The 25,196-nt window shown below is 60.7% G+C and carries 20 protein-coding genes; 7 read left to right on the top strand and 13 right to left on the bottom strand.

Annotated features, from left to right (window positions below; genetic code table 11):
- Positions 1-55: 55 nt before the first annotated feature.
- Together AC1DUP_RS15510 and AC1DUP_RS15505 are read right to left on the bottom strand one after the other, a co-directional pair.
- A complete protein-coding gene (locus AC1DUP_RS15510; RefSeq protein ID WP_477833080.1) occupies positions 56-1,288 on the bottom strand; it encodes a GTP-binding protein in 1,233 nt (410 codons plus the stop codon).
- Positions 1,289-1,310: 22 nt separating this feature from the next.
- Positions 1,311-6,584, bottom strand: coding sequence for a DUF4082 domain-containing protein (locus AC1DUP_RS15505; RefSeq protein ID WP_477833079.1), 5,274 nt, complete (start codon positions 6,582-6,584; stop codon positions 1,311-1,313).
- Positions 6,585-7,699: 1,115 nt separating this feature from the next.
- On the opposite strand from AC1DUP_RS15505, the gene AC1DUP_RS15500 reads away from it, so the two are divergent.
- Complete coding sequence (locus AC1DUP_RS15500) at positions 7,700-7,921, top strand: hypothetical protein (RefSeq protein WP_477833078.1); 222 nt, start codon at positions 7,700-7,702, stop codon at positions 7,919-7,921.
- 164 nt (positions 7,922-8,085) lie between these two features.
- Here AC1DUP_RS15500 and AC1DUP_RS15495 read toward each other — a convergent pair whose 3' ends face one another.
- Positions 8,086-8,616 carry a dihydrofolate reductase family protein gene (locus tag AC1DUP_RS15495; protein WP_113510319.1) on the bottom strand — a complete coding sequence of 177 codons (531 nt, stop codon included), beginning with the start codon at positions 8,614-8,616 and terminating at the stop codon, positions 8,086-8,088.
- A gap of 253 nt (positions 8,617-8,869) precedes the next feature.
- Positions 8,870-9,100: a hypothetical protein gene (locus tag AC1DUP_RS15490; RefSeq protein WP_113301929.1), complete on the bottom strand. Its 231-nt coding sequence runs from the start codon at positions 9,098-9,100 to the stop codon at positions 8,870-8,872.
- 328 nt (positions 9,101-9,428) lie between these two features.
- Here AC1DUP_RS15490 and AC1DUP_RS15485 point away from each other — a divergent pair, with 328 nt between their 5' ends.
- Positions 9,429-9,902, top strand: a complete 474-nt coding sequence (locus AC1DUP_RS15485) for an NUDIX domain-containing protein (protein ID WP_477833077.1) — start codon at positions 9,429-9,431, stop codon at positions 9,900-9,902.
- A 62-nt stretch (positions 9,903-9,964) separates the two neighbouring features.
- Here the strand turns inward: AC1DUP_RS15485 and AC1DUP_RS15480 are convergent, their stop codons facing one another.
- Positions 9,965-10,933 (bottom strand): MBL fold metallo-hydrolase, encoded by a 969-nt coding sequence (locus AC1DUP_RS15480; RefSeq protein ID WP_113510321.1) that lies wholly within the window; start codon positions 10,931-10,933, stop codon positions 9,965-9,967.
- 395 nt (positions 10,934-11,328) lie between these two features.
- Entirely contained in the window at positions 11,329-11,709 is a 381-nt protein-coding gene (locus tag AC1DUP_RS15475; RefSeq protein WP_115034717.1) for a winged helix-turn-helix transcriptional regulator, read from the bottom strand.
- Positions 11,710-11,864: 155 nt separating this feature from the next.
- On the opposite strand from AC1DUP_RS15475, the gene AC1DUP_RS15470 reads away from it, so the two are divergent.
- Together AC1DUP_RS15470 and AC1DUP_RS15465 are read left to right on the top strand one after the other, a co-directional pair.
- Positions 11,865-12,257 carry a DoxX family protein gene (locus AC1DUP_RS15470; RefSeq protein WP_115034716.1) on the top strand — a complete coding sequence of 131 codons (393 nt, stop codon included), beginning with the start codon at positions 11,865-11,867 and terminating at the stop codon, positions 12,255-12,257.
- Between the two features lie 35 nt (positions 12,258-12,292).
- On the top strand, positions 12,293-13,039 hold the full coding sequence (locus AC1DUP_RS15465; RefSeq protein WP_115034715.1) for an SDR family oxidoreductase: 747 nt from the start codon (positions 12,293-12,295) through the stop codon (positions 13,037-13,039).
- A 39-nt stretch (positions 13,040-13,078) separates the two neighbouring features.
- On the opposite strand, the gene AC1DUP_RS15460 is transcribed toward AC1DUP_RS15465, so the two are convergent.
- From AC1DUP_RS15460 to AC1DUP_RS15445, 4 genes are all read right to left on the bottom strand, one after another.
- Positions 13,079-13,603, bottom strand: coding sequence for a hypothetical protein (locus AC1DUP_RS15460; RefSeq protein WP_115034714.1), 525 nt, complete (start codon positions 13,601-13,603; stop codon positions 13,079-13,081).
- Between the two features lie 100 nt (positions 13,604-13,703).
- The gene (locus AC1DUP_RS15455) at positions 13,704-14,807 is read right to left on the bottom strand and encodes an FRG domain-containing protein (RefSeq protein ID WP_115034713.1); all 1,104 of its coding nucleotides are present in this window, start codon (positions 14,805-14,807) and stop codon (positions 13,704-13,706) included.
- Positions 14,808-14,994: 187 nt separating this feature from the next.
- Positions 14,995-15,576 carry a dienelactone hydrolase family protein gene (locus AC1DUP_RS15450; RefSeq protein ID WP_113301922.1) on the bottom strand — a complete coding sequence of 194 codons (582 nt, stop codon included), beginning with the start codon at positions 15,574-15,576 and terminating at the stop codon, positions 14,995-14,997.
- 138 nt (positions 15,577-15,714) lie between these two features.
- Positions 15,715-16,848, bottom strand: a complete 1,134-nt coding sequence (locus AC1DUP_RS15445) for an FAD-dependent oxidoreductase (protein ID WP_115034712.1) — start codon at positions 16,846-16,848, stop codon at positions 15,715-15,717.
- A gap of 83 nt (positions 16,849-16,931) precedes the next feature.
- Between AC1DUP_RS15445 and AC1DUP_RS15440 the strand changes: the two genes are divergently transcribed.
- Positions 16,932-17,636 carry a TetR/AcrR family transcriptional regulator gene (locus AC1DUP_RS15440; RefSeq protein ID WP_115036451.1) on the top strand — a complete coding sequence of 235 codons (705 nt, stop codon included), beginning with the start codon at positions 16,932-16,934 and terminating at the stop codon, positions 17,634-17,636.
- Between the two features lie 74 nt (positions 17,637-17,710).
- On the opposite strand, the gene AC1DUP_RS15435 is transcribed toward AC1DUP_RS15440, so the two are convergent.
- The 3 genes from AC1DUP_RS15435 to AC1DUP_RS15425 form a co-directional block, all read right to left on the bottom strand.
- Complete coding sequence (locus tag AC1DUP_RS15435) at positions 17,711-21,265, bottom strand: type 2 periplasmic-binding domain-containing protein (protein ID WP_477833076.1); 3,555 nt, start codon at positions 21,263-21,265, stop codon at positions 17,711-17,713.
- 755 nt (positions 21,266-22,020) lie between these two features.
- On the bottom strand, positions 22,021-22,272 hold the full coding sequence (locus tag AC1DUP_RS15430; protein WP_113301916.1) for a KTSC domain-containing protein: 252 nt from the start codon (positions 22,270-22,272) through the stop codon (positions 22,021-22,023).
- A gap of 42 nt (positions 22,273-22,314) precedes the next feature.
- A complete protein-coding gene (locus AC1DUP_RS15425; RefSeq protein WP_477833075.1) occupies positions 22,315-22,803 on the bottom strand; it encodes a hypothetical protein in 489 nt (162 codons plus the stop codon).
- Positions 22,804-23,109: 306 nt separating this feature from the next.
- Here AC1DUP_RS15425 and AC1DUP_RS15420 point away from each other — a divergent pair, with 306 nt between their 5' ends.
- Both AC1DUP_RS15420 and AC1DUP_RS15415 read left to right on the top strand, forming a co-directional pair.
- Positions 23,110-23,667 carry a terminase small subunit gene (locus AC1DUP_RS15420; protein WP_477833074.1) on the top strand — a complete coding sequence of 186 codons (558 nt, stop codon included), beginning with the start codon at positions 23,110-23,112 and terminating at the stop codon, positions 23,665-23,667.
- Between the two features lie 6 nt (positions 23,668-23,673).
- A complete protein-coding gene (locus AC1DUP_RS15415) occupies positions 23,674-25,158 on the top strand; it encodes a terminase (RefSeq protein ID WP_477833239.1) in 1,485 nt (494 codons plus the stop codon).
- Positions 25,159-25,196: the final 38 nt, after the last annotated feature.

Below are 25,196 nucleotides of genomic sequence, written 5' to 3'. Positions count from 1 at the left end.
TGGTTGATAATCAAAACGTCTTCACCTTAGGGCATCCTACGTCCATCAGGACGCTCTAACTGCTTGAATGTGCATGCATATGTGCGTGCGGCCAGGCCGGGAACGGGTCCCGAAGCCCGGCGGCAGCCTGCGGATCGAAGCCTGTCTCCCCACCGGTCAGGCAATCGTCGAGTGCGGCGCGGATTTCGTCCTCGTCGAAGCCGGCGCCGATGAAGACGAGCTCCTGGCGGCGGTCGCCCCAGGCATCATCCCAATGCCGGTCGATGAGCTGGCGGAACGGCTGAAAGCGCGGCCATTGCGCCTTCGGCACGCTAGCCCACCAGAAACCCTTGGTATCGATACGGCACTGGGTGCCGGCAATCGACAGCAGGCCGATCTCGTCGGGCCTTGTCGCCAGCCAGAAATGCCCCTTCGCGCGGATGAGGCCCGGCCATTTCCTGTCGAGGAATTGGTTCAGCCGCGTGGGATCGAACGGCCGGCGGCTGCGATAGACGAAGCTCGAAATGCCGTATTCCTCCGTCTCCGGCACATGGTCGCCCCAGCCGAAGAGTTCCTTGTGCCAGAGCGGATGGCGCGCCGCTTTCGCCTCGCTGAAGAGGCCGGTATTCAGGATGGCGTCGAGTTCCAGCCGGCCGAAGCCGGTCTCGATGACGCGGGCATCGGGGTTGAGCGCGGCAACGATGCGGCGAACCTCGCCAAGCGCTGCGGGCGCGACATCCTGTGCCTTGTTGATGACCACGACATCGGCGAATTCGATCTGCTCGACGAGCAGTTCGACGAGCCTGCGTTCGTCGTCTCCGTCCCGGCTCTCGCCTCGATCCCGCAGGAATTCCGCGCTCGCATAATCGGCCAGAAGATTGACGGCATCGACGACGGAAACCATCGTGTCGAGCCGCGCGACATCGCAGAGTGCGGCCCCGCTCTCGTCGCGGAAGGAGAAGGTTGCCGCAACCGGCAGCGGCTCGGCAATGCCGGTGCCCTCGATCAGCAGATAGTCGAAGCGGCCGGCGGCGGCGAGCCGGCGCACTTCGCTCAGGAGATCGTCGCGCAAGGTGCAGCAGATGCAGCCATTGGTGAGCTCCACCAGCGTCTCGTCCGTGCGCGACAGGTTGGCGCCTCCGTCGCGCACGAGATCGGCATCGATATTGATTTCGCTCATGTCGTTGACGATCACGGCGACCCGGCGCCCCTCGCGATTGCGCAGGACATGGTTGAGGATCGTCGTCTTGCCGGCGCCGAGAAAACCGGCAAGGACCGTCACCGGAAGTCTGTTGTCTGCACGCGTCATCGGTACTCCCCGCCCGCTTCCTTTACGCCGCGAGCTGCGGTCTGAATGCTACGTCCACGTAGTAGTTCGTGCTGTTATAGCTGGCGCTCGGGAACAGCCCGCTCGACCCATAGGCGTAGACGCCGTTGCTGCCGCCGAGCCCCCTCAGGTCGCCGTTCGTCACATCGGCGCTGAAGTAATTGCCGGTCGCCGAATAATTGCCGTTGGTGCTGTAGGAAACGACGTAGGTCGTATCCGCTGCGACCGCGACCTGATGGGTGAGCGTCGCGGTCTGCCAGCCGCTTGCCGTTTCGTTGTCGAAGCTGACGCTGCCGAGCAGCGTGCCCGAGGAGGTCCAGAGATAGCCGGAATGCGGGCCTGTATTGTCGGCCCCCTTGTAGAAGCGGATGCCCGTGACCCAGCCTGCGGTATCGGCCTGGAATTTCATGCCGAGATTGACCGGCTGGTTGTCGTTGGTCGAAACGATTGCAGGGGTCGCGCCGGCGCTGAAGAGGTTCTGCTCAGGGCCGGGATTGTTGATGGCAAGCGAGACATCGGCCGTTGCCGTGCCGCCATGGCCGTCGGCGATGGCATAGCTGAAGCTCGCAGGCCCGGTATATCCCGCAGTCGGCGTGAAGGTGATGGTCTGGGCCTGGCTGTCATAGGATACCGAGCCGTTGACCGCGCCGCTGACCCCGGTGATCGAGATCGCATCGCCATCGGCATCACTGTCATTGGCGGTGAGCGCCGAGGCCTGGATGGTGATCGGCGTGCCGGCATTGGTCGAGAAGCCGCTGTCGTTTGCGGCGACCGGACCCGCATTCTGCACCGGCTCCCGGTAGAGCACATCGACCCAGTAATTGGTCGCATTGTAGCTCGCCGTCGGGAACAGGCTGCCCGTGCCATAGGCATAGAGGCCGTTGCCGCCGCTTGCCGCGCTCGACGGCGCCGTCAGCGCGCCATTCGTATGGTCAGACGTGAAGTAGTTCGCGGTTGCCGAGTAGAAGCCGTTGGAATGGTAGCTCGCCACATAGGTGACGCCTGCCGAAACGGCGATCGGCTGCGCGAAGGTCACCGTCTGCCAGCCGCTTGCCGTCTCGCTGAAGAAGGTCGCCTGCCCCAGAAGCTGGCCGCTGCTGGTCCAGAGTGAGCCGACATGCGTGCCGGTGTCCTGCGCGCTCTTGTAGTAGCGCAGTCCGGTGATCTCGCCACGGGCCGACGCGATGAACTTGACGCCGAGTTCGACGGACGAATTGTCGTCGGTAGCGCTTGCCGGTGCGTCGGAGGCCGAAAACAGGCCCGTGCCGTCAGGCTGCTGTCCGACATTGAGGCTGACGGTGGCCGAGGCCGTGCCGCCATGCCCGTCCGAGATCGAATAGGAGAAGCTTGCCGAACCCGTATAGCCTGCTGTCGGCGTGAAAATGACGGTGTTGTTCTGGCTGTTGAAGGTCACCGTTCCGTTGACCGCGCCGTTTGCGCCGGTGATGCTGAGCGGATCGCCATCGGCATCGCTGTCATTGGCGAGCAAATTGGCAGCGGCAATCGACAGGGCCGTGTTGGCATAGGTCGTATAGCCGTTGTCATTGGCAGCGACCGGCACCATGTTGCCCGTCGACTGGTTGTAGACGACATCGACCCAGTAGTTCGTCGACTGGTAGCTCGATGTCGGGAAGGTCGAGCCCGATCCGACGGCGTAGACGCCGTTCGCACCTGCTAGCGCCGTCAGCGAGCCGTTGGTATGGGCCGTGTTGAAATAGCCTGCCGTCGCCACATAGCTGCCGGTCGTGTGGTAGGAGGCGACATAGGTCGCACCCGCCGTGATCTGCAGCGGCGTGGAGAAGATCGCGGTCTGCCAGCCGGAGTGCGACTCGTTGATAAAGGTAACAGTGGCAACGAGTGTGCCGTCTGCCTTCCAGATGGAGCCGGTATGCACACTGGTATCGCCGGCAGCCTTGTAATAGCGGATGCCCGAGATCGTGCCGCTTGAGGAAGCGACGAACTTCATGCCGAGTTCCATCGCCGTATTGTCGTTGAAGCCGCCGCCGGTCGGTCCTTCGCTCCCCGTAAACAGCGTCTCGCCGGCCGGACCCGGCTGAACGGTGAGGCTGACACTGCCCTGATCGGTGCCGCCGCGCCCGTCCGACAGCGTATAGGTGAAGCTTGCCGGGCCTGAATAATTGTTGGCCGGCGTGAAGATGATCGTTCCGGTCTGCGTGTTGAGAGCGACCGTGCCGTTCAGCGCATTGCCGACGGCGGTAATGGTCATCGCATCGCCGTTGGGATCGATATCGTTTGCCACAAGCGCGGCAATAGAGATCGTCAGGTTCCCGTTGTGGCCGATGATCAGCCCGCTGTCGTCGGTTGCGACCGGCACGCTGTTCGGCCCGGCATCGAAGACCACGTCCACCCAGTAGTTGGAGCCGCCGGGGTTTTGGCCGGGGAATGTGCTGGCATTGGTGCCGTAGGCGAAGACGCCGCCGCCATCGACGGCCTTCAGCGCGCCGCTGGCATAGGGCTCGTTGAAATAGTTCTCGGTGACGGAGAAGAACCCGTTGCTGTGATAGGAGGCCACATAGGTCGTGCCGGCAGCGATCTGGATCGGACTGGAGAACATCACCGTCTGCCAGCCGGAGAGCGGCTCGCCCACCGACACCCCGGTCGCCAGCAGCGTTCCGTCGGCTGTCCACAGGCTGACGACATGGTCGCCGGTATTGTAGAAGCCCTTGTAGAAGCGGATGCCCTGAACGGAGCCCGCCGTCGTCGCCTGGAAACGCAGGCCGAGCTCGACCGATTCGCGATCTATCGCGGTTTCGACCGCGGGCTTTTCGGCGAGCGTCCAGAGGCTCGTCGTCGTTGACGACAGGCTGACTGTGACCTGCTTGCCGGCCGATGGTGCCTCCAGATTGACGCTGTCGTCGACGGCGCGCGACATGATCGTATAGGTGCCGCTTGCCTGGACGACCCAGTTATAGGTCCAGCTCTCGCGCCCGGTAGCCTTGAACCAGTGCTGGCCGCCATCGGTGGAGACCTCGACGCCGGCAATGATGCCGCCGCCGAAATCCTGCGCCGTGCCCGTGATCGTCACGCGCTGCCCTTCGACGAAGCTTGCGCCCGTCATCGACGAACTGATCGACGAGGTCGGCTTCAGTGTGTCGGTCGACTGGGTCGCCAGGATCAGGCTCGCATCGAGCGTGGTCGGCTGGATGCCCATGTCGGCAAACATGTTGACCATCGCCTGCTGCACATTGCGATCGGTCGATGTCGTCGGGCCCTGATGGTTGTCGCTCAGGCCCCAGGACCAGAAGACGGTGCCGGCGCCGAAGACGAGCGCGCCGCTGGCGGCCCGGTACATGGTGAGGCTGTGGGTGGCGACAGCGGAACCGACCGTCGTGCCGTAATCGCGCAGATAGGTTTCCACCGAGATGGACGAGAGCGACAGGTTGACGAGCCCATCCGGCCGGAAGCCGTTCTCGACATCGGAATCCCACTCGTAGCCGAGCAGGTTCTGCACGAGATTATAGGTATCGCCTTCATTCAGCTGGGAGACTTCGGTATTGCGCCAGAAGCGCAGGTTCGAATAGTCGTAGGGGATGGAGATCGTATCCTGGCGGTAGCTGTCCACCTGGAACATCGTTCCCGTCAGCGAATTCTCCGGCTCCTGGCCCGCATCGGCATAGCGCGGATCGCGCCAGGTGCCGGTGCCGACATCGCTCGGGTCTGTGCTCGTGCCCCAGGTCTCCTTGTAGCAGACCATGGTGCGGTAGGCCTGGCCGCTGCCGTCGATGCTGCTTTCCCAGCGGACCTTCCAATAGCACTCGTTGCCGCTCCAGAAGGCGAGATTGACGCCGGAATCACGCGCGGCCTCGACATTTGCGCGCTGCTCTGCCGACCAGTATTCGTCATGGCCGACGGAGAGATAGGCATCGTGATTGAGCAGCAGCGCGCCGTTGCGCGAGGCATCGACGCCCGAAATATAGGACACGTCGTAGCCGTTCTGCTCCAGCCAGGAGATGGCGGAGGATTCGACGCCGAAGATAAAATCGTGCGAGCCGCCGATCGGGCTCGTATTGGTGATGATCGGCCTGTTGTAGCTGACCGCCGAGGCGCGGCCGATCGCGGTCAGGCCGCAGCTGCAGTTCGGCGGCAGGTAGCCGATCATGTCGGCCGGATCGACGGGGACTTCGCCGTAATAGAGGCTGGCGCCGCCCCAGGCATTATAGGCCTGCCATGTCGTATCGGACGTCTGGAAGACGATATCGCTGGTCGAGGCGTCGTCGCGCACGACGAAGGGGATGATGCTGGCATCCTCGACCCCGTCCTCGCGCACCAGCTTGGCGAAATAGACGCCCGAGACGAAATCGTCAGGGATCTGCCAGCTCGCCGACACGGACCAGTTGCCGCAATCGATGAGGCCGAGCGACATGTCGACGATCGGATGCGGCTGGATCTGCGCCGTGGTCAGCGATTTCTCGATCGAGTCGACCTTGCGCGCCCCGTCCCCGCCATAATAGCCCATGCGGTAGATATCGATGCGGTAATGGGTGGAATCCGTGGCGATCTTGAAATCGACCGTCCCGCCGATATTGGTGCTGATTTCAGTGGCGAAACCCTGGATCGTGCCGTTGCCGTCGCCTTCGATACCCCACTCGCTGATCGGGTTGCCCTGCTTCAGGTTTTCGAGCGCGATCTTGTTGGGGCCTGCCGCGGCCGCAGCCGTCGCCATCGGTGCCACCAGTGCTGTCGGGGCCGCCTCGGTCGTCTCGGCGGAAACGTCCTGGCTCGGCTCCACCGAGATGGAAGCTATCGAGGCCTGAAGGCGCACCGCAGCAATGTTGACACTGCTGGCGGAACCGACCGGTGCCGCCGTGCTGGTGCTGCCGGTACCGGCATCGCCGGTAACACCCGTCAGCGCCGGAGCGACAGGCAGTGTCGCAGCCTCCTCGAGCGGATCCGGGCCAAGCACGGTGCGTTGCGATGTCGAGGAAGGTGTCTGGAAGACCGTCGCAGCCGACGCCGTCTTCGTGGACGTGTCCTGCGTGCCGCCATCGGCCGCAGGCGCCGGCGTCACCGACGATGATGTCGGGGACGATTGCATGTCGCCTGATGGGATCAGGGAAGATGTGACCGTGCCGGTAAAGGAGGATTGGACTGTTGCGCTGCCCTGTTTGGCAAAGCTTGGGGAACCATCGGTACTCGTGGAAGATACGACCGTCGCGGATCCCAGAACTGCACTCCAGGCAGAGGGTGCACGACCGATACTCAACGCTCCACCAAATGTACTCAGGTACTCACGGTTACTAACATGAATTCTCCGCATCAGCGGCGTCCCCCTTCCGCATCGCCGGCCCTTCGACCGCTATTGCAAGACGCTCATTCTGGCACCTTTCCTAAGGGAACGTACGACAGCAATCCGGGGTATGAGGGTGGTGCCTCCCTACGTCCATGTGATGACCCTCCCGCCTGCCCGAGCTGGCATGGCGGCAAAGCGGGCTATGCCATTGAGGGGTAACGCAGGTTCGGGATGGCTCTTGCGAGCGTATGAGCGTTATTGAAAAGATCCGGGGCCGTCTGACGGCGCTTATATTTCGATAATAATGAGGAGTTTGTTCGCCAGTGTATCGACTGAATGGATTCCGACAAACTTATTTCAATTGCTGCTTGCGCGACATTGACAGTCACACCGAGTCCAACAATCATCGATTTCTGGCGGGCTCAAATACGCTGTCTCGTTATCTGAGCGGACATCACGCAATAATCTGGTTGATCTGGATCTGTCGAATATTTGATGTGTAGGCAATATGCTGTTTAAGCGGTTAGTTGGTGTTGAGCTCTTTGACGGGTTCAGGAACGAGAATTTTATCAGAAATTACGACAGATATATTTGCCAACCGCCACTGAGCCTGTTTGTCATTTCTGGCCTGATCGTCGTAATTTCATTGGCGAGCGCTGATTTCCTAGGAACAATCTCTCGATATTTAAAGCCTATATTATATTTTTCACCGAAATATCACTATGAATTGCGCTGGATGCCGGTGCACTACCCTAGTCAGGTTGATCTATATACGTGCCTGTCGTTTGCTGTTCTTGCATTTACATTTGTAAAAGTTACGGTATTTTCTTCATACATAATTTTTACACACACCGGAGAAAGAAGCATTTCTATAACAGATCATAAAAATATTTTTATGAAGATTATATTGGTGATATCGGGATTCTTTTCTGCTATATTTCTGATCCCCCTGCCGATTTTCCACGACGGAACTCAGAGTAGACTTGTTGGAAACGCCTTCGTTCTGACTTCTTTCAATATATTTTGGTCATATACACTATGCGGAGGAATTTGCATGACAGTTTTATTCTTAAAGAGGCTGAAAATCCGCGCATAGGAGAGCCTGACGGCCGGATCGAGCACGACCATTGCCGGTCAGCGCAATGGCGGTACAGGCAAGAGGCGTCATCCGGTTCATCGGCATCCGCTTGCGCCGTCATCATGTCATGGACGAAGCCAGGCTAGCGGCGGCGAAAGACAACGTATCGCAGAACCAGTTGCTGCCGGCATTCATTGCTGACGGCATTGGTCATCGGCGCGCCGTCATGAGCCTGAAAAAATCGGGCGACACAGGGCAATGTCGACGCAGCGCTCACCATCCCTGATCGTACGGCCGATGTCGATCGTGATCCCGATGACGTATTGATCAAGACGCAGGGAGTGCCGAGCCGACGCCGTTAACCCTATCCACGGCGGCGGCAACCCTGACTGCCATCCAATTCCGCAACATCAAGGCCCTCGCCCCTGCCACCACGGGCTCATCGCACGATCAGGCCGGAACGTAGGTCAGCCTGATCACGTCCTCGTCGAGACGATCGCTGGCGACAAGGCGAAGCGGCGGCCGGGGGCCGGCGAAGAAGGGCGTGCCGTGGCCGAGCACGACGGGGTGGAGGTACAGTTGATACTCATCGATAAGGCCAAGATCGGTCAGGCTTCGCGCCAGGTCCGATCCGCCAACGCCGATCTCCCCGGTAAGCCGCGCCTTCAGCCCGCGAACCGCCGCCTCCAGGTCATCATCGACAAGCGTGGCATTGGGTCCGACCGATGTCAGCGAGCGCGATACGACCCACTTCGGCTGGCCCCGCCACGCCGCCGCGAAGTCGCGGGCTGCCGCATCCCAGTCGGCATGGTCTTCGTCCCAGTAACGCATGATCTCGTACAGGCGGCGACCGTACACGCTGCCCGTCAGGTCGCGCACTTTTTCGATGAAGTGACGGAAGAGCGCGGGACCGGGCGCAAATCGCTGGTGGTCGATATAGCCGTCCAGCGACTGGTTCATTCCGAACACAAGCTTGGCCATGCCCTTTTCCTCCTCCCAGACGCCGCGCCACGGCGGCGGCTCTGATTGCACGATACAATCAGCTGCAGAATAGCTTGACTGATTTCAATCCGCAATCGGTTTTTGGGGTGCGCATGAACACTCACTTCTGGCGGTGCCCGATCAATCCACTAGAGCAATTCCAGCAAAAGCGGGAACCGGTTTTGCGTCCGGAATTGCAGAGAAAACAATAAGCTAGAGCATTGAAGGCGAATCCGTTTTCGCCGGAAAGGCTCTAGATATCGGCAAGCCTGAGTTCGATCAGCTCACGCGCCAGCTCGTAGGTTCCGTCCTCGTCGTCGCCGGAAGCCTCTTCGATCAACTCGGCGGCGGCGCGATAAACTTCCCGCTCTTCTTCGGGGGAAAGCAGGCCCTTATTGCCAAGAGCGGAGATGAGTGAGTTCAGAACGGCCGCGGCCGACAGTGTAATGGCCTCGGATGTGAGACGCGTGGATTCTGAAGACATCTTTATTCCTCGATCGGTAGAACAACGCCTAAACAATACGTTGGGCCTGCAACAAGTTCCAAGTGGAGGCCCGACGCGAGATCGGCTTGATCTTATCGCGACAATAACGGCTCCACCACCCCTGATGATTGCAAGAATTGCGCCGGACCTCACAGGTAGATTTTATCTTGCGGACGCCATCATTTAGGCCATCCTGCCGGGGAGTTTCCGTAGTGTGCAACTTGACCTGCGTGGGAATGGCACAGTCTTTGGTAGCGGATTTGTGTCATGGAGTTGATGGTGTGCGCTGCCAGTCGGAGGATGGGCTCTATCCATTTGGAGGGGAAACATGGAATCCAGTCAGGATCGCTTCTTTCAGGCCGTGGCATCGAGGCAGATCCCGAGGATCAGGGTTGCGGGCATCGTGGTGGAGGACGGAAAACTGCTGGTTCAGCAGCCCGCCGACGATCCATCCTCCTGCTATGCCTTCATCGGCGGCGAATATGAGATCGGCGATACGTTCGAGACGCGGCTGCGCAGGGAATTCGAGGAAGAGACGAATGCCAGGGTGAAAGAGGCGCGTTACCTCTTCTGCGTGGAGAACCATTTCCGCTATCGCGGCCGCATCATCCAGCAGGCCGAACACTATTTTCTCGTGTCGCTGGATCGCCATGACGTCGTCAGCCGCGAGACGCACCTGAAACAATATTGGCTGCCGTTATCGTCACTCGCCGAATTGGACCTGCGGCCTTTTGTGGTGAGAGATGCGGTGGCGCGCGGAAGCTACCTGACGGACAGGCACCTTATCCAGATGCCGGATTGATGCCGTACAGCCTCTTGCCGGGAGGCACCCGGCAAGAGGCATTGCGTCATAACCGGTAGCGGTCAGTAGTCCCAGAAGATCGGTACCCAACGAAAGGCTTCGCCGTCGACTGCCACATGGCCGATGGAGGGGAACGGCAGATGGGTGGCCACCAGCAATTCGCCGGTCGCCGCCAGCTCGCGCAGAAGCCGGATACGAACGCGGACCGCCTCCTCGGGGTCGTGTTCGAAACCGTTGAACCAGTCGGGATGTTCGAACCCGACTGCAAACACGGCGTCGCCGGCAAACATCAGCTTGTCGCCGCCGGATGCCACGCGCACCACGCTATGCCCGGGGGTGTGGCCGCCGGTGCGGGTGACGACCACGCCCGGCGCAACCTCATATTCCTCATCGAACAGCCGCAGCTGGCCTTTATACTCATCGGCAAAGCGCTTGGCGGCCGCCCGGAGCGCGTCCGGAAAGCCCGGCGGCATGGATACGTGGGAGAAATCGGGCGACTCCCAGAATTTGACCTCGGCGGCAGCCACGTGGATGCGCAAGTCAGGACGCAGCCGCTCCTTCACCCCTTCGACGAGCAGCCCGCCGACATGGTCCATGTGCATGTGGGTCAGTACCACGTCTGTCACCGATGCCAGATCGATGCCTGCGGCTTCCAGCCGCTTGATCAACTGGCCGGCCCGCGGCAAATTCAGGTCCGGGTCGATCCCGAGCCCGGCGTCGACGAGGATCGTCTGCTTGCCACTGCGCACCACGACCACGTTCAGCGACCAGTCGAAAGCGTCCGGCGGCAGGAACATGTCGCCGAGCCAGGCGGCGCGGACGGCCGGTTCGGCATTGTGTCCCAACATCGCGGTTGGCAGCGGCAGCACGCCATCGCTAACCACCAGCACCTCGATATCGCCGATATCAAGCGCGTAGCGCGACGGAACCAGCTCGCCGGACGCCGGTGCACCGGCCTGCGAGGTGTTCTGCGAGGGCATATTTGTCTGCTGTGAACCCGAGGGACGGGTTTTTGTTTCTGATTGCGACATGACGCGCTCCTGTGTTGTGTGGACACCAGCCTGTCACTCTCCATTCGGCAGCACGCTGATGTTGCATGCCGCCATGGATCCGGCGCTCGAACCTGTGCTTGCGGACGTTTCCGTTTTCGAGCGCTTCTCGGGTGGCGGCCCTCAACACCTACAGCCGCCCTCAAGCCTCCGTAATCCAAACTTACGTTTGGGGGAGTGGCGGCCGGCCGCAGATCACCTTCCCGGTAATCTCTCTCGATGAGCCGCATGCGGTTAAAACAGGCAATGAAACCAGTCTCTTGCGGCTGCGGCCAGGCCGGAGCAGCTTCCATCGAATGCTGAACCGTTCGAAGGGATCGACGGTGGGAGAAAGCGTTTTGCCGCTCGGCCCAAAGGCAATCCAGCTATCCCTCGTTTCAGCTGTCTCCGGTTTTGCGGCCGCGCGCGCTCGGTCTCGCCGGCACGCTTTTCCCATGCTCCGTCCACCAGGCCGTCAACGCCTCCATCGTGGGGCCGAGCCCGCGGGCCTTTTGCGTGATCTCATATTCGACGCGCGGAGGAACCTCGGCAAAGACGGTGCGGGACACCAGCCCGTCTGCTTCGAGCTCGCGCAGTTGCGCGGTCAGCATGTGCTGGGTGATGCCGGGAATAGCCTTGCGCAATTCGCCGAACCGGTAGACCCGCTGATTGAGCAGCCACATGATTTCCAGCTTCCATTTGCCGGAAAGCAGGGCGAATGCCCGCCGCATCTCCTCATGCATATTGACGTCGTCTTCGGCCATGGTCTGCTTTTCCATACTAACCGCAAGTAATTCATCCTACTTGCAAATATAGATCTCAGACGACATTTTCCCGGCATGCACAAGGGAGCGCGGTAAAAGCGCCTCTCAAGAAAAACCGACAAACTCGACGAGAGGAATGTTGCTGCGCGGGCAGCGACAGGGATGAACCTATGCCTGAATTTTACCTGTACTGGACCAGCACGGCCCTTCTATCCGTGCTCTACCTCGCTTCGGCCTGCATCTACGTCACCAGGGGCGACTGGGTTCGCGGGGTGCTGGCGGAGCTTGGATACAAGGCTCCCTATCTCGTTCCGTTCATGATCGTCATCAAGGTTCTCGGCCCGGTCGCGATCCTTTCACGCATCAGCGTGCCGCTCAGCGATCTCGCCTATGCCGGCATCTTCTTTCACCTGCTGCTGTCGGGCCTCGCCCATATCGGCGTCCGGAAACCCGCCGGCGCTCTGCCGGCGGCGATCGGCCTGGCGCTGCTGGCCACCTCCTTCATGACGCAGAACGACGCCCGCGACATACCCTCCCCCTACCTGCAGGCGGCAGCGCGCTGACGCCCGATAACCCAATCCAAATCAAGGAGATAGAAATGGGTCGACTCAATGGAAAAACTGCCATCGTCACCGGCGCAAGCCGCGGCATTGGCCGCGCCACCGCAAAGCTGCTTGGGGCCGAAGGCGCGAAGGTCGCGGTTCTTTCGCGCACGCCCGAAGGCGTCGAACGCGCTGTCGCCGAGATCGTCGAAGCCGGCGGCACGGCACTCGCCGTCGTCTGCGATGTCGGTAGGGCCGACCAGATCACGGCTGCGGTAGACAAGGTTGTCGCTGCCTACGGTCGCATCGACATTCTCGTGAACAATGCCTTCGATGGTTCTGCGGTCCTGTCTTCGATCATCGATCTCTCGCTCGAGCAGCTGCAACGCAACTTCGACACCGGGCCGATTGCCTATCTGCGCTTCATGCAGGCTTGCTATCCTCACCTGAAGGAAAGCGGCGAAGGCCGGATCATCAACTTCGCTTCAATGGCCGGTACCGTCGGATTGGCCGCTTATGGTCCCTACAACATGGCCAAGGAGGCCGTGCGCGCGCTGACCCGCACGGCGGCGCGCGAATGGGGTGCCGACAAGATCACCGTGAACAATGTCCTGCCGATCGCCGACACCTGGGGCGCTGCGCAAAAGGATGTCCCGCCGCCAGCCAATGCGCTTGCGCGTTTCGGCTCGCCGGAAGACGACATTGCCCCGGTGGTCCTCTTCCTTGCCAGCAGGGATTCGCAGTTCATCACGGGCTACAGCCTCACCCCTGATGGCGGCGCAATCATCGACAGCGCTCGCTGACCACACGAGCAGGGGGCGCAGCCGATTGCGCCCCTCGCGTCATGCTCCGCCCCGACCACCGGCCCGCTGCCCGCCATCCAGCCCCTTCGCAAAAGCCTCGAACCGCCGGTCATAGGCCCCGAACGCACCCTCGCCTTCAAAAATCCCCCAATATTTCCGAAATGACGGCTTCTCGATCTGCCGGCGCAGGAACGTCTCCCAGCCCGGCCAGAAATGCTCCGATATCTCCGGCGTCTTGTGCCGCTCCAGATAGGCGCGCTCGAAGATCGAGATCATCATCTCGTAGAAAATGTCGCGCCTGACGAGGTCGTCGGGTGAGAGGTCGGCGGGTTCTTCCTGCCAGGGAAAGATGCCGAGATGGGGATATTCGACGGAGAGTTCGAGCAGCCGGTGATAGGCATCGCTGATCGTCAGGTAGGAGCTGTTGAACTCCTGCTCCTTCTCCTTCACATGGTCGCGGCGCACCTTGATGAGCTCGACGACGCCGGCGACGATCGCGACGAAGGTGCCGACGGCCGTCAGCAGCGAAATGAGATCGGCATATTCGATCAGCGTGTCGTGCATGGACACAGGCTACATCTTCGCCCTGGCAGGTCAATTGCTGCCTCGGGCGGTGACCCAAACGCCATCGACTAGAAGATGTCCAAGTCAAGTAATCAAATACTCAGGAATCAAACATTCTCATTTTCATATCTTCACACGCACCATCGAGGCCGGGGAATAATGCACCAGAAGATATCCCCATAAGGCGAAGATCATCCAAGACGACTTTTCGCTCTGAATATGGCAGGTCAAAAGCTCGCAGATATTTCTTTTTTCGAAGCCGCTCAAGGCTCTCCACATAACCCTCAACGTCATCCACAGTCGCGATTCCCGAAAGCGCTTGCTGAGGAAGTGCACGTGGATTCTCGAGTGCTAATGGCTCCATCAAAGATAGGTGGGGCCTTATATTTTCCACCGATTGGAATTGCCTGAAGTCCGCTTTCCAGGCCCTTGCATCGAACACGAAAATACGGACCTTTCGCTTTGGTTCTGGATCAGCAACTTTTTGGCGGAAAGCAAAATAGGCAGCAACGTAAGGCGAATGCGACCAATCCAGCAACGGGGTTGGGTATCCATGGTGTTGCGCAATGTGCCAGAACGACCCATTCTCATTCGGGTTAGACAGATTGAAAAAATGCTTTGTATTCGCCGAAAGGACCCTGTGTAGTCTTGGAATGTCGTCGTTTACGTACCGCCACAAAATCTTTCTGTTCGTTCTATGAAACGCGCTTCTCAATCTCTTTTGCACAGGCTGGCCTCGGTAAATATATTGGTTACTTTCGGCCTTTGCTACGTATGCTTTAAATTTCTTCCAGGAGTTCACATTCCTATCTGCTAAAATATTACTCTTTTTACCAGAGTTCGACGGACTAAATACATGGGTGCGAGAAAAAATACCTGCTTGCAACTGGGTAGAAATTGTCGCCTTCAGCCCCTTTCGCGTAATTTGAAGTTTGAGACGGGCCTTTAATGGAAATTCGCCGTCTGGAAATGCTTTCTTCAAATCTTCGATAGGAATTGAAGAGCTTCCCTCTTCCCTCTCATATAGCAGATCGACACTAAGATCCTGGGTAGGTGATTTATCTAGTGTAACAAAGTTGCAGACCGCCAGCCAACTGTAGTGGCCAAAGAAATGGCCGCGCCCCCTATAAAATGAACCGCAATCATCAATCTCAATATTTACATAAGTTTCCTCGTCTACTTGGCCGTGCCATTGCCCGTGCATATGCGCCTACCCGTTAAAGTCCTAAATGTTGCATAGCTCAAGGAAGTGATTCAGGCGACGCAACTTTTACAATAACTATTTTGGTTAAGTGCAATTCCACAATTTCGACGTTGTCATAAGAGAAGCGCACATCTGACGCACGCCTTCCCCGTCCATACCTGTCGATCTTCCGGCACGCCGGAATGGATCAAACGCGATCCAGAAACGCGCGCACCCTGATCGTGAGCAGCGCGGTGGCATCCGCATCATAGGACGGGAGCGAGCTGTCGGCGAAATAGTGCTGATCGCCGGGATACAGGAAAAGCTCCGCGTCATCGACCGTCTCGACGATTTCGCGGGCGGCGTCGATATCGCCCTCGCCGACGAAGACCGGGTCCTTGTCCATGCCGTGAATCTGCACCGCAACGCCCTCCGGCCAGGGTCCGAAGGCCCACTCGCCGCTGATCGGCAGGCAGGAGTAGAAAAGCAGGGCTCCGCGGGCCCCTGCCCGTGTCTGCGCCAGCTTCTGCGCCGGCAGCACACCGAACGAGAACCCGGCATAGACGACACCCGCAGGCAATCCGTCGGCGAAGCGGACGCCGCGCTCCCGCATGGCGTCGAATCCTGTCTCGCCGATAAAGGCGAGACCCTGATCGATGCTCTGGAAGGTGCGTCCGTCGAAGAGGTCAGGCGTGTGCACGATATGACCGGCAGCCCTGATATCGTCGGCGAAGGCACGCACGCCCGGGGTCAGCCCCTGTGCGTGGTGGAACAACAAGACCTCGGCCATAGTGAGCCTCCGGGTGAGATGATCTGGCGCGCGTTCGGCCACTCTACCGAACCACCGCTTTGCCGGGAAGAGTGAGGCCGTTTGGTTCGGCTCGATTGCTGCCGCCATCAAGGCAGCCGGCGGTGCGGGCTCAGCGCCTCATCCCTGCCCGAGCTTGCCGGCCAGGAAATCGACCAGCCCATAGGGTGCGCGCTCGCCGACGCAGAGGTCCAGAATAAAGCGCGCGCCTTCCGCCTCGGTGGCGCTGTGGGCAAACATCGGCTCCTCATAGGCGGCAAGCGCCGCTTCGATATTGTCGGGCTGCGCGGCGATTGCCTTTGCGAGCTCCGCGCCGTCGAACATGGCGAGGTTTGCTCCCTCGCCTGATGGCGCCATCAGGTGGGCGGCGTCGCCGATGAGCGTCACGCCCGGCAGACGCGGCCACCGGTGCGCATCCGGCAGCGCATGGATCAGGCGCGGGGCGAGCGCCGTATCGCTTTCGGTGATCAGCGCGGTAAGCGCCGGCGCCCAGCCGGCGAATTCCCCGGCGATCCGCGCCTTTGCCGCGGCGGTGTCTGAAAAGTCGATGCCGGCGATCCATTCGGGCGAGCGGTTCATCTGGATATAGGCGTGCAGCACGCCGCCCGCTTCGCGATGGGCGACGATGCCCTTGCCCGGCGAAAGCGCAAACATCGCGCCGAGGCCGACAGCTTCCGCCGTGGCCGTGTGGCTGATATCGGCATCGTGGAGATAGGCCTCGACAAAGGCCGTGCCGACATAGGCGGGCGTTGCATCCGAAAGCAGCGGCCGCACCTTCGACCACGCGCCATCGGCCCCGACGAGCAGATCGCTGATGACGCCGGTGCCATCGGCAAAGCGCAGTTCGTGCCGGCCGCCGCCGAGCGCCGTAACGCCGGTGAGTTTCTTGCCCCACCGGATCGTGCCATCAGGCAGGGAGCTGATGAGGATGCGGCGCAGATCGCCGCGCAGCACTTCCGGCCGCGACAGCGTGCCGTCATCGGCCTTCTCCAGCAGCACCGCGCCATGCTGGTCAAGCGCGCGGGCCGCCTCTGCGCCGTGATGGATGATGGCGCGAAACGCTTCGGTGAGGCCGGCAGCCTCAAGCGCCCGCTGGCCGTTATGGGCGTGAATATCGAGCTGGCCGCCCTGTGTGCGGGCCTCGGCCGAAGGCTCCGCCTCGTAGATCGTCGCCTTTATACCGTTGACGGCGAGGACGCGGGCAAGCGTGAGGCCGCCGAGGCCTGCCCCGACGATCGTGACTGTTGCAGTCATTGTCTTCCTTTCCGAAGGTGATTGGAACAACGTTCCACAGCTAGTAGTTGGAACGTCGTTCCATTCATGTCAAGATGCGGCCCATGAAAATAAAGACTCAGCAGACACGGACCCCGCGCGGCGAACGGCGCACCGACGCGCTCTCCAAGGAGCGCATCGTCGAAGCGGCCATCATGATCCTCGATGCCGAGGGCGAAAACGCCCTGACTTTCCGCGCGCTTGCGGCGCGTCTGTCGACAGGCAGCGGAGCGATCTACTGGCATGTCGCCGACAAGAACGAATTGCTGACCGCCGCCACCGACGCCATTATCGGCCGTGTCCTGACCGATGTCGCTGTAGATGCCGAGCCGGGCCAGGCGATCCGCACCTTTGCCCTCGGTCTGTTTGACGCCATCGACGCCCACCCCTGGGTCGGCACACATCTTTTTCGCGAGCCGTGGCAGGCGGCGATGCTGGAGATCTTCGAAGCGATCGGCGGCAGGCTGCAGGCGCTTGGCGTTGCCGAAGATGCACTGTTCAATGCCGGCTCGGCGCTGGTCAATTACATCCTCGGCGTTGCCGGACAGAATGCCGCCAATGCCCGCCTGCTGCCGCAAGGCACGGACAGGACCGCCGCCCTCGGCACTATTGCCGCAAGCTGGACGGAGCTCGACCCGGCGCGATATCCCTTCATCCATCATCTGGCGACGAAGCTGCGCGACCATGACGACCGCGAACAATTCCTCGCCGGCATCGACCTGATCCTCGCTGGCATCGGCACGATCGGCCGGGCGGATCGAGGGAGCTGAGACTGCGGAACGGGCGGCTCTCGCCCTGTCGGGGTCTCGACGCAGCCTTGAACCGCATCAACACCGCGGCGAATTCACTCGACGATCCCCGAGGCGCGCAGCACCGAAGACAGCATCGACCGTGCCCGGTCACCGACAGCCGCCAGCCAGGCTCCCACGGCGACAGGACCGGGCTTCTGTTCGGCCTCGTCATCTGCGCAGGACCTGACGTCGTCAGCCAGGCCGGACGCCGCCGAGGGTGGGCCTGTTGCCGCGCTCTTCGCCTTGTCGTGCGTATTGCAAGGAACGAGATAGCCCTGCTCGGGATCGACCGCATTCAGCAGGTAAAGATAGGCGAGCGCAGAAGACATGCTGCGTTTGGGGAAATAGGAGGCGAAGCGCGCCGTTGCCGTCGAGCGGTGGGAAAAGATCTGGTAGACGCGCCTCTGCACGAATTGAACCAGCTCGGGATCGTCTCTGCTGACGAGCAGGGCATAGGGTTCGTAGGTCAGATATTCGGCGCCAATCAACTGCTCCACCGCGCAGGGCGTATTGCGGGCGTTCCAGCTGTCGAGCTTGCCGAGGATCAGCTCCCTATCGCCCATGAAGACCGGCCTCAGGCCCGGATTCGGGCTGCAGAACCACTGGATGAGATCCCCGTAATCCTTCATCGGACAGAAATGATATTCACGCCAGGATCTCTTCTTCCTGTCAGCCTCGCTGAGTTCCTTCTTCTCAGGAGGGTTGGCTGACGGGCAACGCGGATCGGTGACGGCGGCGGATATCAACTTGAGCGGATCGGACTTCAGCGCGTCGTCGCACAGGACGATCGATGGCGCGGTCTGATCGCCCGACGTATTCGGGCTCGACCCACAAATCTTCCCCACGGTGGTGATGAGATTGCTCGCCATCTCCTGCGACGGCAGCGGCAGAAAGGATGTCGTATCAGGCTGAATCGAAATGCCTGCGAGGATCTGCGCGCTTTGGAGCGCCTTTTCAAGCGATGCCTTGAAACCAGGTGGCAGCTCTTTTTCGGGCGATACGCTGGCATCACCAGGCATCGCCTTTACAGACGAAGCCGGGGCGGAAGCACGCGGGCCGGGATTGTCGGGGAGCAGCATCTCGATCCTGCGCCTGACCGCCGCCGCCGCATCGAGGAAACGGCAGCGCTCGTAGAGTGCCTTTCGCTGGGTCGGCGCCAGCCCCTTGAAGAAGTCGACCTGACAGCTCTTGAAGGCAACGTCTGCGGCCGTCGTTGCCGAGACATAACCGATCACGACATCGCCGGCGTAGGTCGTCGCATCTCGCGAGTACCGGACGAGATAGGAGACGCCGGAGGCAAAGACGATCGGCGAGTAGATGCTGTTCCAGTCCCGTTTGGACCGCCCATCGGCATCATCGCCTGAATCGCCATTGGCGCTGATCGACAATCCCGAAAAGCGCATGGTCACTGTATCGCAGAGAACCTCGACGGGCTTCTTGTCGCCGACCGTCTCCCCGTTGACCAGCTTGAAGCGTTCGGCCGTCGTGACCGACACTTCCTCGATCGTATATTCGCCGACCGAGAATATCTCGTGGCAGAGGTCCGCCAGGTAGCCGATATGATGCGCCTTTCCGTGCCCATCACCGACGAGATAGGAGAACGGCTCGATATTGTCGCGGAAGCCGACGCGCACGTCGCGAGCGAAAACGGGCGTGCTCAGCGCGAAGGTGGCGGCCATGAGGACCGCGCAGACAAACTCCGCCTGCTTTCGGTTGATCCGTCGCCGCGTTCTGCTGAAGCCGGGCTGGCCGAGGTTCCAGCTTGCAAGGAACGCCAGGACCGTCAGGATAAGCCGGCTCAGCGTATCCGACCGCCGGCTGCATGCTGCGGTCGCAATTGTCTCCGCCCTGAAACACTCGCCCGGCCAGCCGGGATCCCAGAACCAGCTATGAGCGATGGAGAGCACCAGCACCGAAGCGGCGCAGAGCACCGCATGGCCAAGGACCGGCCTTCCATGCGCCCGCGCATCGGCCGCCGCCAGGCATATCGGCACCATGGGGAGAAGGGTGACGGCAAGGGTCGGATAATAGAGGATGAAGGGGGCCGATCCGCCGAAGAGCAGCGAATTGAAATGGTTCGCATTCTGGGCGATGGCAAAGGCCCGCAGCATCGCAACCCCGGTCAGTCCGATGACCGAGGCGGCGAGCGCCAGCGCGAGGCAGCCCATCATCTGCGACAGGCGCGAGGAATTTCTATAGTCCCAATCCTGCTGGGCGCCGACCCAATCCTTCGTGTCCCACCGGTATTGACGCAGCGAAAAGGCCGCCAGAAGCGGCAGCCAGGTCAGCGAGGCGATCTTCAGGGTTTCGACCAGTGCCGTCAGCAGCACCCCGGCGAGGTTCGTCGTCTCCACATATTGGCTGACAAGCTCCTGCGCGCCCTGCCAAGCGCTGGCGGCAAACAGGATGAAGACGGGGATGAGTGAGAGCAGCAGCCCCGCCTCCGGCCCGCTGCCGACGGCGTCCGGCCGGTCGGTTTCGAGCAGCAGATCGGCAAGCGCATCGATCGGGTGCGCCTGGCCGGACTTCGGCGCCCTGGCCGGCCCGCGAAAATCCGGATCGCGCTCGAGGAAGATCGCAAGCAGCGTCACCAGTTCGAAACGGACCGAAGTCGCCTCCTTCATCACATCCGAGATATAGTCGTCGAACCGGGTTTCGCTCGCATGCAGATCGGGATTGGCGGTATTGGCCGGATCGGTTGCATTGGAATCGCCGGTTTCCTGCAGCCGGCGCTGAAAGCTGTTCAGCAGGGCATCGGCCTTATCGACGAATTTGGTCTCTGTCTCCCGCACGCGGGCTGAAACCTCGGCGCCCGGCCAGCTGCCGCGCGTGGTCTTTGCCCAGACGATCAGGAGCTCCAGTTCCGACAGCAGCGAGAGCAGCTCGCGGGTTCGCGACGTCCGCTTTCCGAGCAGCCGTTTGACGCGTGGATTGCCATCGATCTGGTCCCACCAGTTCCTGCGAAAGCGCTCCAGCATTTCGGCAAGCGAGCCCCTGCCCCTGTTGCGCAAATGCTCCCGGCGCTCGCCGTTGCGCGCCGGCGGTTCCTCCAGCGTGGCGATGAGGCTGCGGGTGGTCTGTTCGATGCGCACGGGGATGCCGGCTGCCCGGTAGGCGCGGTTGCGCAGCCACTCTTCGGCAATCCGCACCGGCGGCAGCAGATCCGCAAGCCCCGCGAAGGCGAACGCAAGGGTCAGCGGCCATTGCGGACTGTCGAATTTCAACTCGGCAATATCGACGGAAATGCCGGCAACGGGGATCATCTGCGTTGCCTGGAAGATCAGCTTGCCGAAAAAAGTCAGCGACACATAGAGGATCAGCATCGCGCCGGCATAGATGAAATAGGCCCTGTGGAGCGAATTCTGGCCGCCGAGGTCCGTCGGGTCGAAATCGCGCAGCGCTTCCGAAGTGGCAGTGATATTCCGCCCCTTCGCCTTGAACCGCGGCCAGGAAAAGAAGGCCACGAAAAAGCAGCCGAAAGCGAAAGCGTAGAGGAAAGCGGGCTCGAACCGGACGCCCATCATGGGCAGTTGCGGCATGTCGCTAATGGTCAGGCCCTGGTAGTTCCAGAGCGACCACGGGATATCCGCCGGCCAAGGATTATCCATCCGCCTCTCCAGAAATCGTGGCGTTCGCAGGTTCTCAAGCGGGACCGGTCAATGCCGGTGTATCCGGATTTTTCTGGCTAGCAGTTGCCGACATTCGGGTCGCATGGGCCTGCCACTGCGGCAGGTGGGACGACTGCGACGGTCGATACGCTGAGGCCAATGGCGATGAGTAGTACGAAGATACGCATGTTACCCTCCCTAACTCACTTTATAGTAGCATATTTGAAGTAACGGGGGAAGAGCGTAGGCCGCAACGGGTAATTCGGAAAAAAGAAAGACGCCGGGAAATAAAGTAGTTATCGGTCCGCAAGCTGAGTTTTCACTTAAGCTCACTGCTATCTTTCATTGAATTAGCAATTTCCAAAATATAGTTGATCCGTGTTTGGGTTAGCCGGAGGGCAGGCTCGGCGCAGTCCATAACCCAAAAAGCTGCGACATCACCTCGAATTCCCCCTCTTCCACCCCCACTAACCAATTGAAAATGAATAAGAAATCGGTAAAATGCGGCAAAAATGCCCGAAATTCCGGCTAAGTCATTGATTCTGAATAAGTGATCCACTTACCCCTGAAAATACGCGTAAAGAAATTCAATTCAGCAAACAGCTCTGGATGACGAGAAAAATATAAAAGTTTTTTGGCCTTCATGCGTCACTTATTCATTTTCAAGGACTTAGCCCATTGTTGCAGCCATGCCGGCAGCATTGCACCCTCATGGTGCGGGGCTGAAGGCGCGGCCATCGGAATTCCGCCTGCGATCAGTGATGGCGGCGGATGCTGAGCCAGGGAAAGGAAAAGCGCTTGCGGGATTTGTCGTCGGCGCGGGGGAAAGCATCGCGGATGTGCTGCGTGTAATACCAGCCGGGCGACGCCGCGGTGATCAGGTTATTGAAGACTGAGGAAGGCACGTTGAAAAAGCGGCGGCGGCCTTTCAGGCGGAGTTCGACCTCCAGGATCTGCGTCGCCGGATCATAGGTGATCTCCTTGATCAGTCGTGATGAGACTTCCATGGTCGCTACTCTGAAGCGGACGCAGGGACCTCAGGTGAGATCTCAGGACTGCGCCCTGCGCTTTTCGGAAACTGCCGCCGCTCTCGTTCCCATGCTCATAGCCCTCTTACTCGTGCGCCCAATACTCGGGGCTCCCATACTCGGGGCTCCCATACTCGGGGCTCCCATGCTCGGGGCCCCCATGCTCGTAGCCGCCAGACTCGTGGCCCCCAGGCTCATGAACCCCGCGCTCACATTTGGCCTGATATGGATGCTCGCTTTCGTGCTCGTATTTGCAATGGTCCTTGCGCCTGCGATTTCGAGCGCCAGATTGTCGGGCGCAATCTGGGATTCGTAATAGTCAAGCTTGTCGGCCGCCACCCGCAGGCCGACGATATGGCCCGGCAGGACATTGAGATGGGTGCGCGTGGTGCCATCGGTAAATTCGATAACGAGCCTGGATGGCTTTTCGGCATAGCCGATCCAGTTTATCTCTCTCTCACGGCGGTCTTTGGCGGACATACCAAGAGATCTTCTGAGTTTTTCAAGCATCGTAAAGCTCCCTCTCGTCTCTGTTGCGGTATTATCAAATCGATTTTCTCGGCAACGAAGAGGTTTTCTTTCAGTTAAGAGCGGTGGTTGGTCCCTGTGGCCGCGATCCCGATCCACGCCGGGGCGAGCATCGTCCGGACACGACATGCTCACGGGCTCATCCTTCCAGAAACGCAGGGAACGAGGTCTGGCTGGAGCGCACAACGCCGCTCATCCGAAAAAGTTCCCGCCCGGCTGTTCCGGTGCGCGCTTTCGCCTCGACAACCATTGCCCGGCTATCTCTCCGGCAAACCGGGGTATGATGGCATGATGGAACTGACGGCGCGGCAGCAGCGCTTTGTGGAAGAATATCCTGTCGATCTCGATGGAGAGCAGGCGGCAATCCGCGCCGGCTATTCCACGCGCAGGGCGAAAGCGACGGCGCGCGCGCTTTTGCAGGAGCCGGCCATCGCCGCCGCCATCGAGGCCGGCAAGGCGGAGCGCTCCGGACGGATGAAGGTCGATGCGGACTGGCTGCTGACGCGGCTCGCCGCCGAGGCCGAGGCCGATCTCGGCGATCTCTATGACGAGAATGGCGACCTGCTGCCGATCAGGGAATGGCCTGCCATCTGGCGCCAGGGGCTGGTGACGGATCTGGAGATTTCCGCGCTCTACGAGGGCACGGGCAAGGAGCGCCGGGAGATCGGCCATGTGAAGAAGGTGAAATTTGCCGAGCGGCTGCGCCGGCTGGAGCTGATCGGCAAGCATATCCGCATCAATGCCTTCAAGGAGATCGTCGAGCACAAGGGCCTGAGCGCGCTGGCCGAACGGCTGGAGCGGGCCCAGAAGCGGAATGACGAGCGCAATGACGGCGAGGCTGAGTAGGTGACCATGGCCCTGCCCGCTTCAGGCGAAAGCCGCGATCCCAACGACGATATCATCGAGCTCGCCGCTTCCTGCCGTTTCAGCCCGAAGCGCTGGAGCCGGCTTGCCTGGGACTGGGGCATGGGTGAGCTCGCCGGCTACGACGGCCCCCGCCCCTGGCAGGACGAGATCAACGAACTGATCGGCGCTCATCTGGCCGACCCCGCCACGCGCTACCAGCCGCTGCAGATATCGGTCGCCTCCGGCCACGGCATCGGCAAATCGGCCGAGATGGGCATGCTGTCCAACTGGGCGATGTCCTGTTTTGCCGATTGCAAGGTGGTCACGACAGCCAATACCGAGGGCCAGCTGCGCACCAAGACCGCACCCGAGATCGGCAAATGGTTTCGCCTGTCGATCACCGCCCATTGGTTCGATGTGCAGGCCATGTCCATCAAGTCACGTGACCCCGAGCGCAGCGAAAGCTGGCGGCAGGATTTCATCTCCTGGAGCGAACACAATACCGAAGCCTTCGCCGGCTTGCACAACAAGGGCAAGATCATCCTGCTGCTCTTCGACGAAGCCTCGAAGATCCATGACAAGGTGTGGGAAGTGGCCGAGGGCGCGCTTACCGATGAGGATACCATCATCATCTGGATCGTCTTCGGTAACCCGACGAGAAACAGCGGCCGCTTCCGCGAATGTTTCCGCCGCTTCCGCCACCGCTGGGTAGGACGGCAGATCGACAGCCGCTCGGTGCCCGGCACCAACAAGCAGTTCCTTCAACGTCTCGTGGACGATCACGGCGAGGATAGCGATATCGTCAAGGTGCGCGTGCGCGGCCAGTTTCCGAGCCAGTCCGCCATGCAGTTCATCTCGTCAGACGATGCCGACCGGGCGCGCGCCGTGCATCTGCGCTCCGAGCAATATGGCTTCGCGCCGGTCATATTGGGCGTCGATCCCGCCTGGACCGGCGACGACCCGACGGTGATCATGCTGCGCCAGGGACTCTATTCGAAGCGGCTGGCGACCATTGCCCGCAACGACAATGATATCGAGGTCGCAAACCTCATCGCCCGGCTGGAGGATGAATATCAGGCCGACGCGGTCTTCATCGATGCCGGCTACGGAACCGGCATCGTCAGCGCCGGCACGGTCATGGGTCGCTCCTGGCAGCTCGTCTGGTTCGGCTCCACCAAGGTTCTGGACGCCGGCTACTACAATATGCGCGCCTATATCTGGGGCCAGATGAAACGCTGGCTGAAGGCCGGCGGCGCGATCGATCCCGCCAATGAACTGCTCTATCAGGATCTGGTCGGGCCCGAGACAGTGGCGCGGCTGGATGGCAAGATCCAGCTCGAGAGCAAGGACGACATGAAGGAGCGCGGCCTGCCCTCGCCCAACGAGGGCGATGCGCTGGCGCTGACCTTCACGCAGCCGGTGGTGAAGAAGGCGCGTCACCGAGCGGGTGATGGGGTGAAGGCGGCGGTGGAGTATGATGTCTATGGGTAGGCGCGTAGCGGATTTGCGGAATTCGGCAGCAGGTGCGA

It is taken from the genome of Rhizobium sp. 01L419 (genome assembly GCF_056400025.1).
Note: the sequence above shows the minus strand (reverse complement) of the source record. Positions and strands in the feature narration are given on the sequence as shown.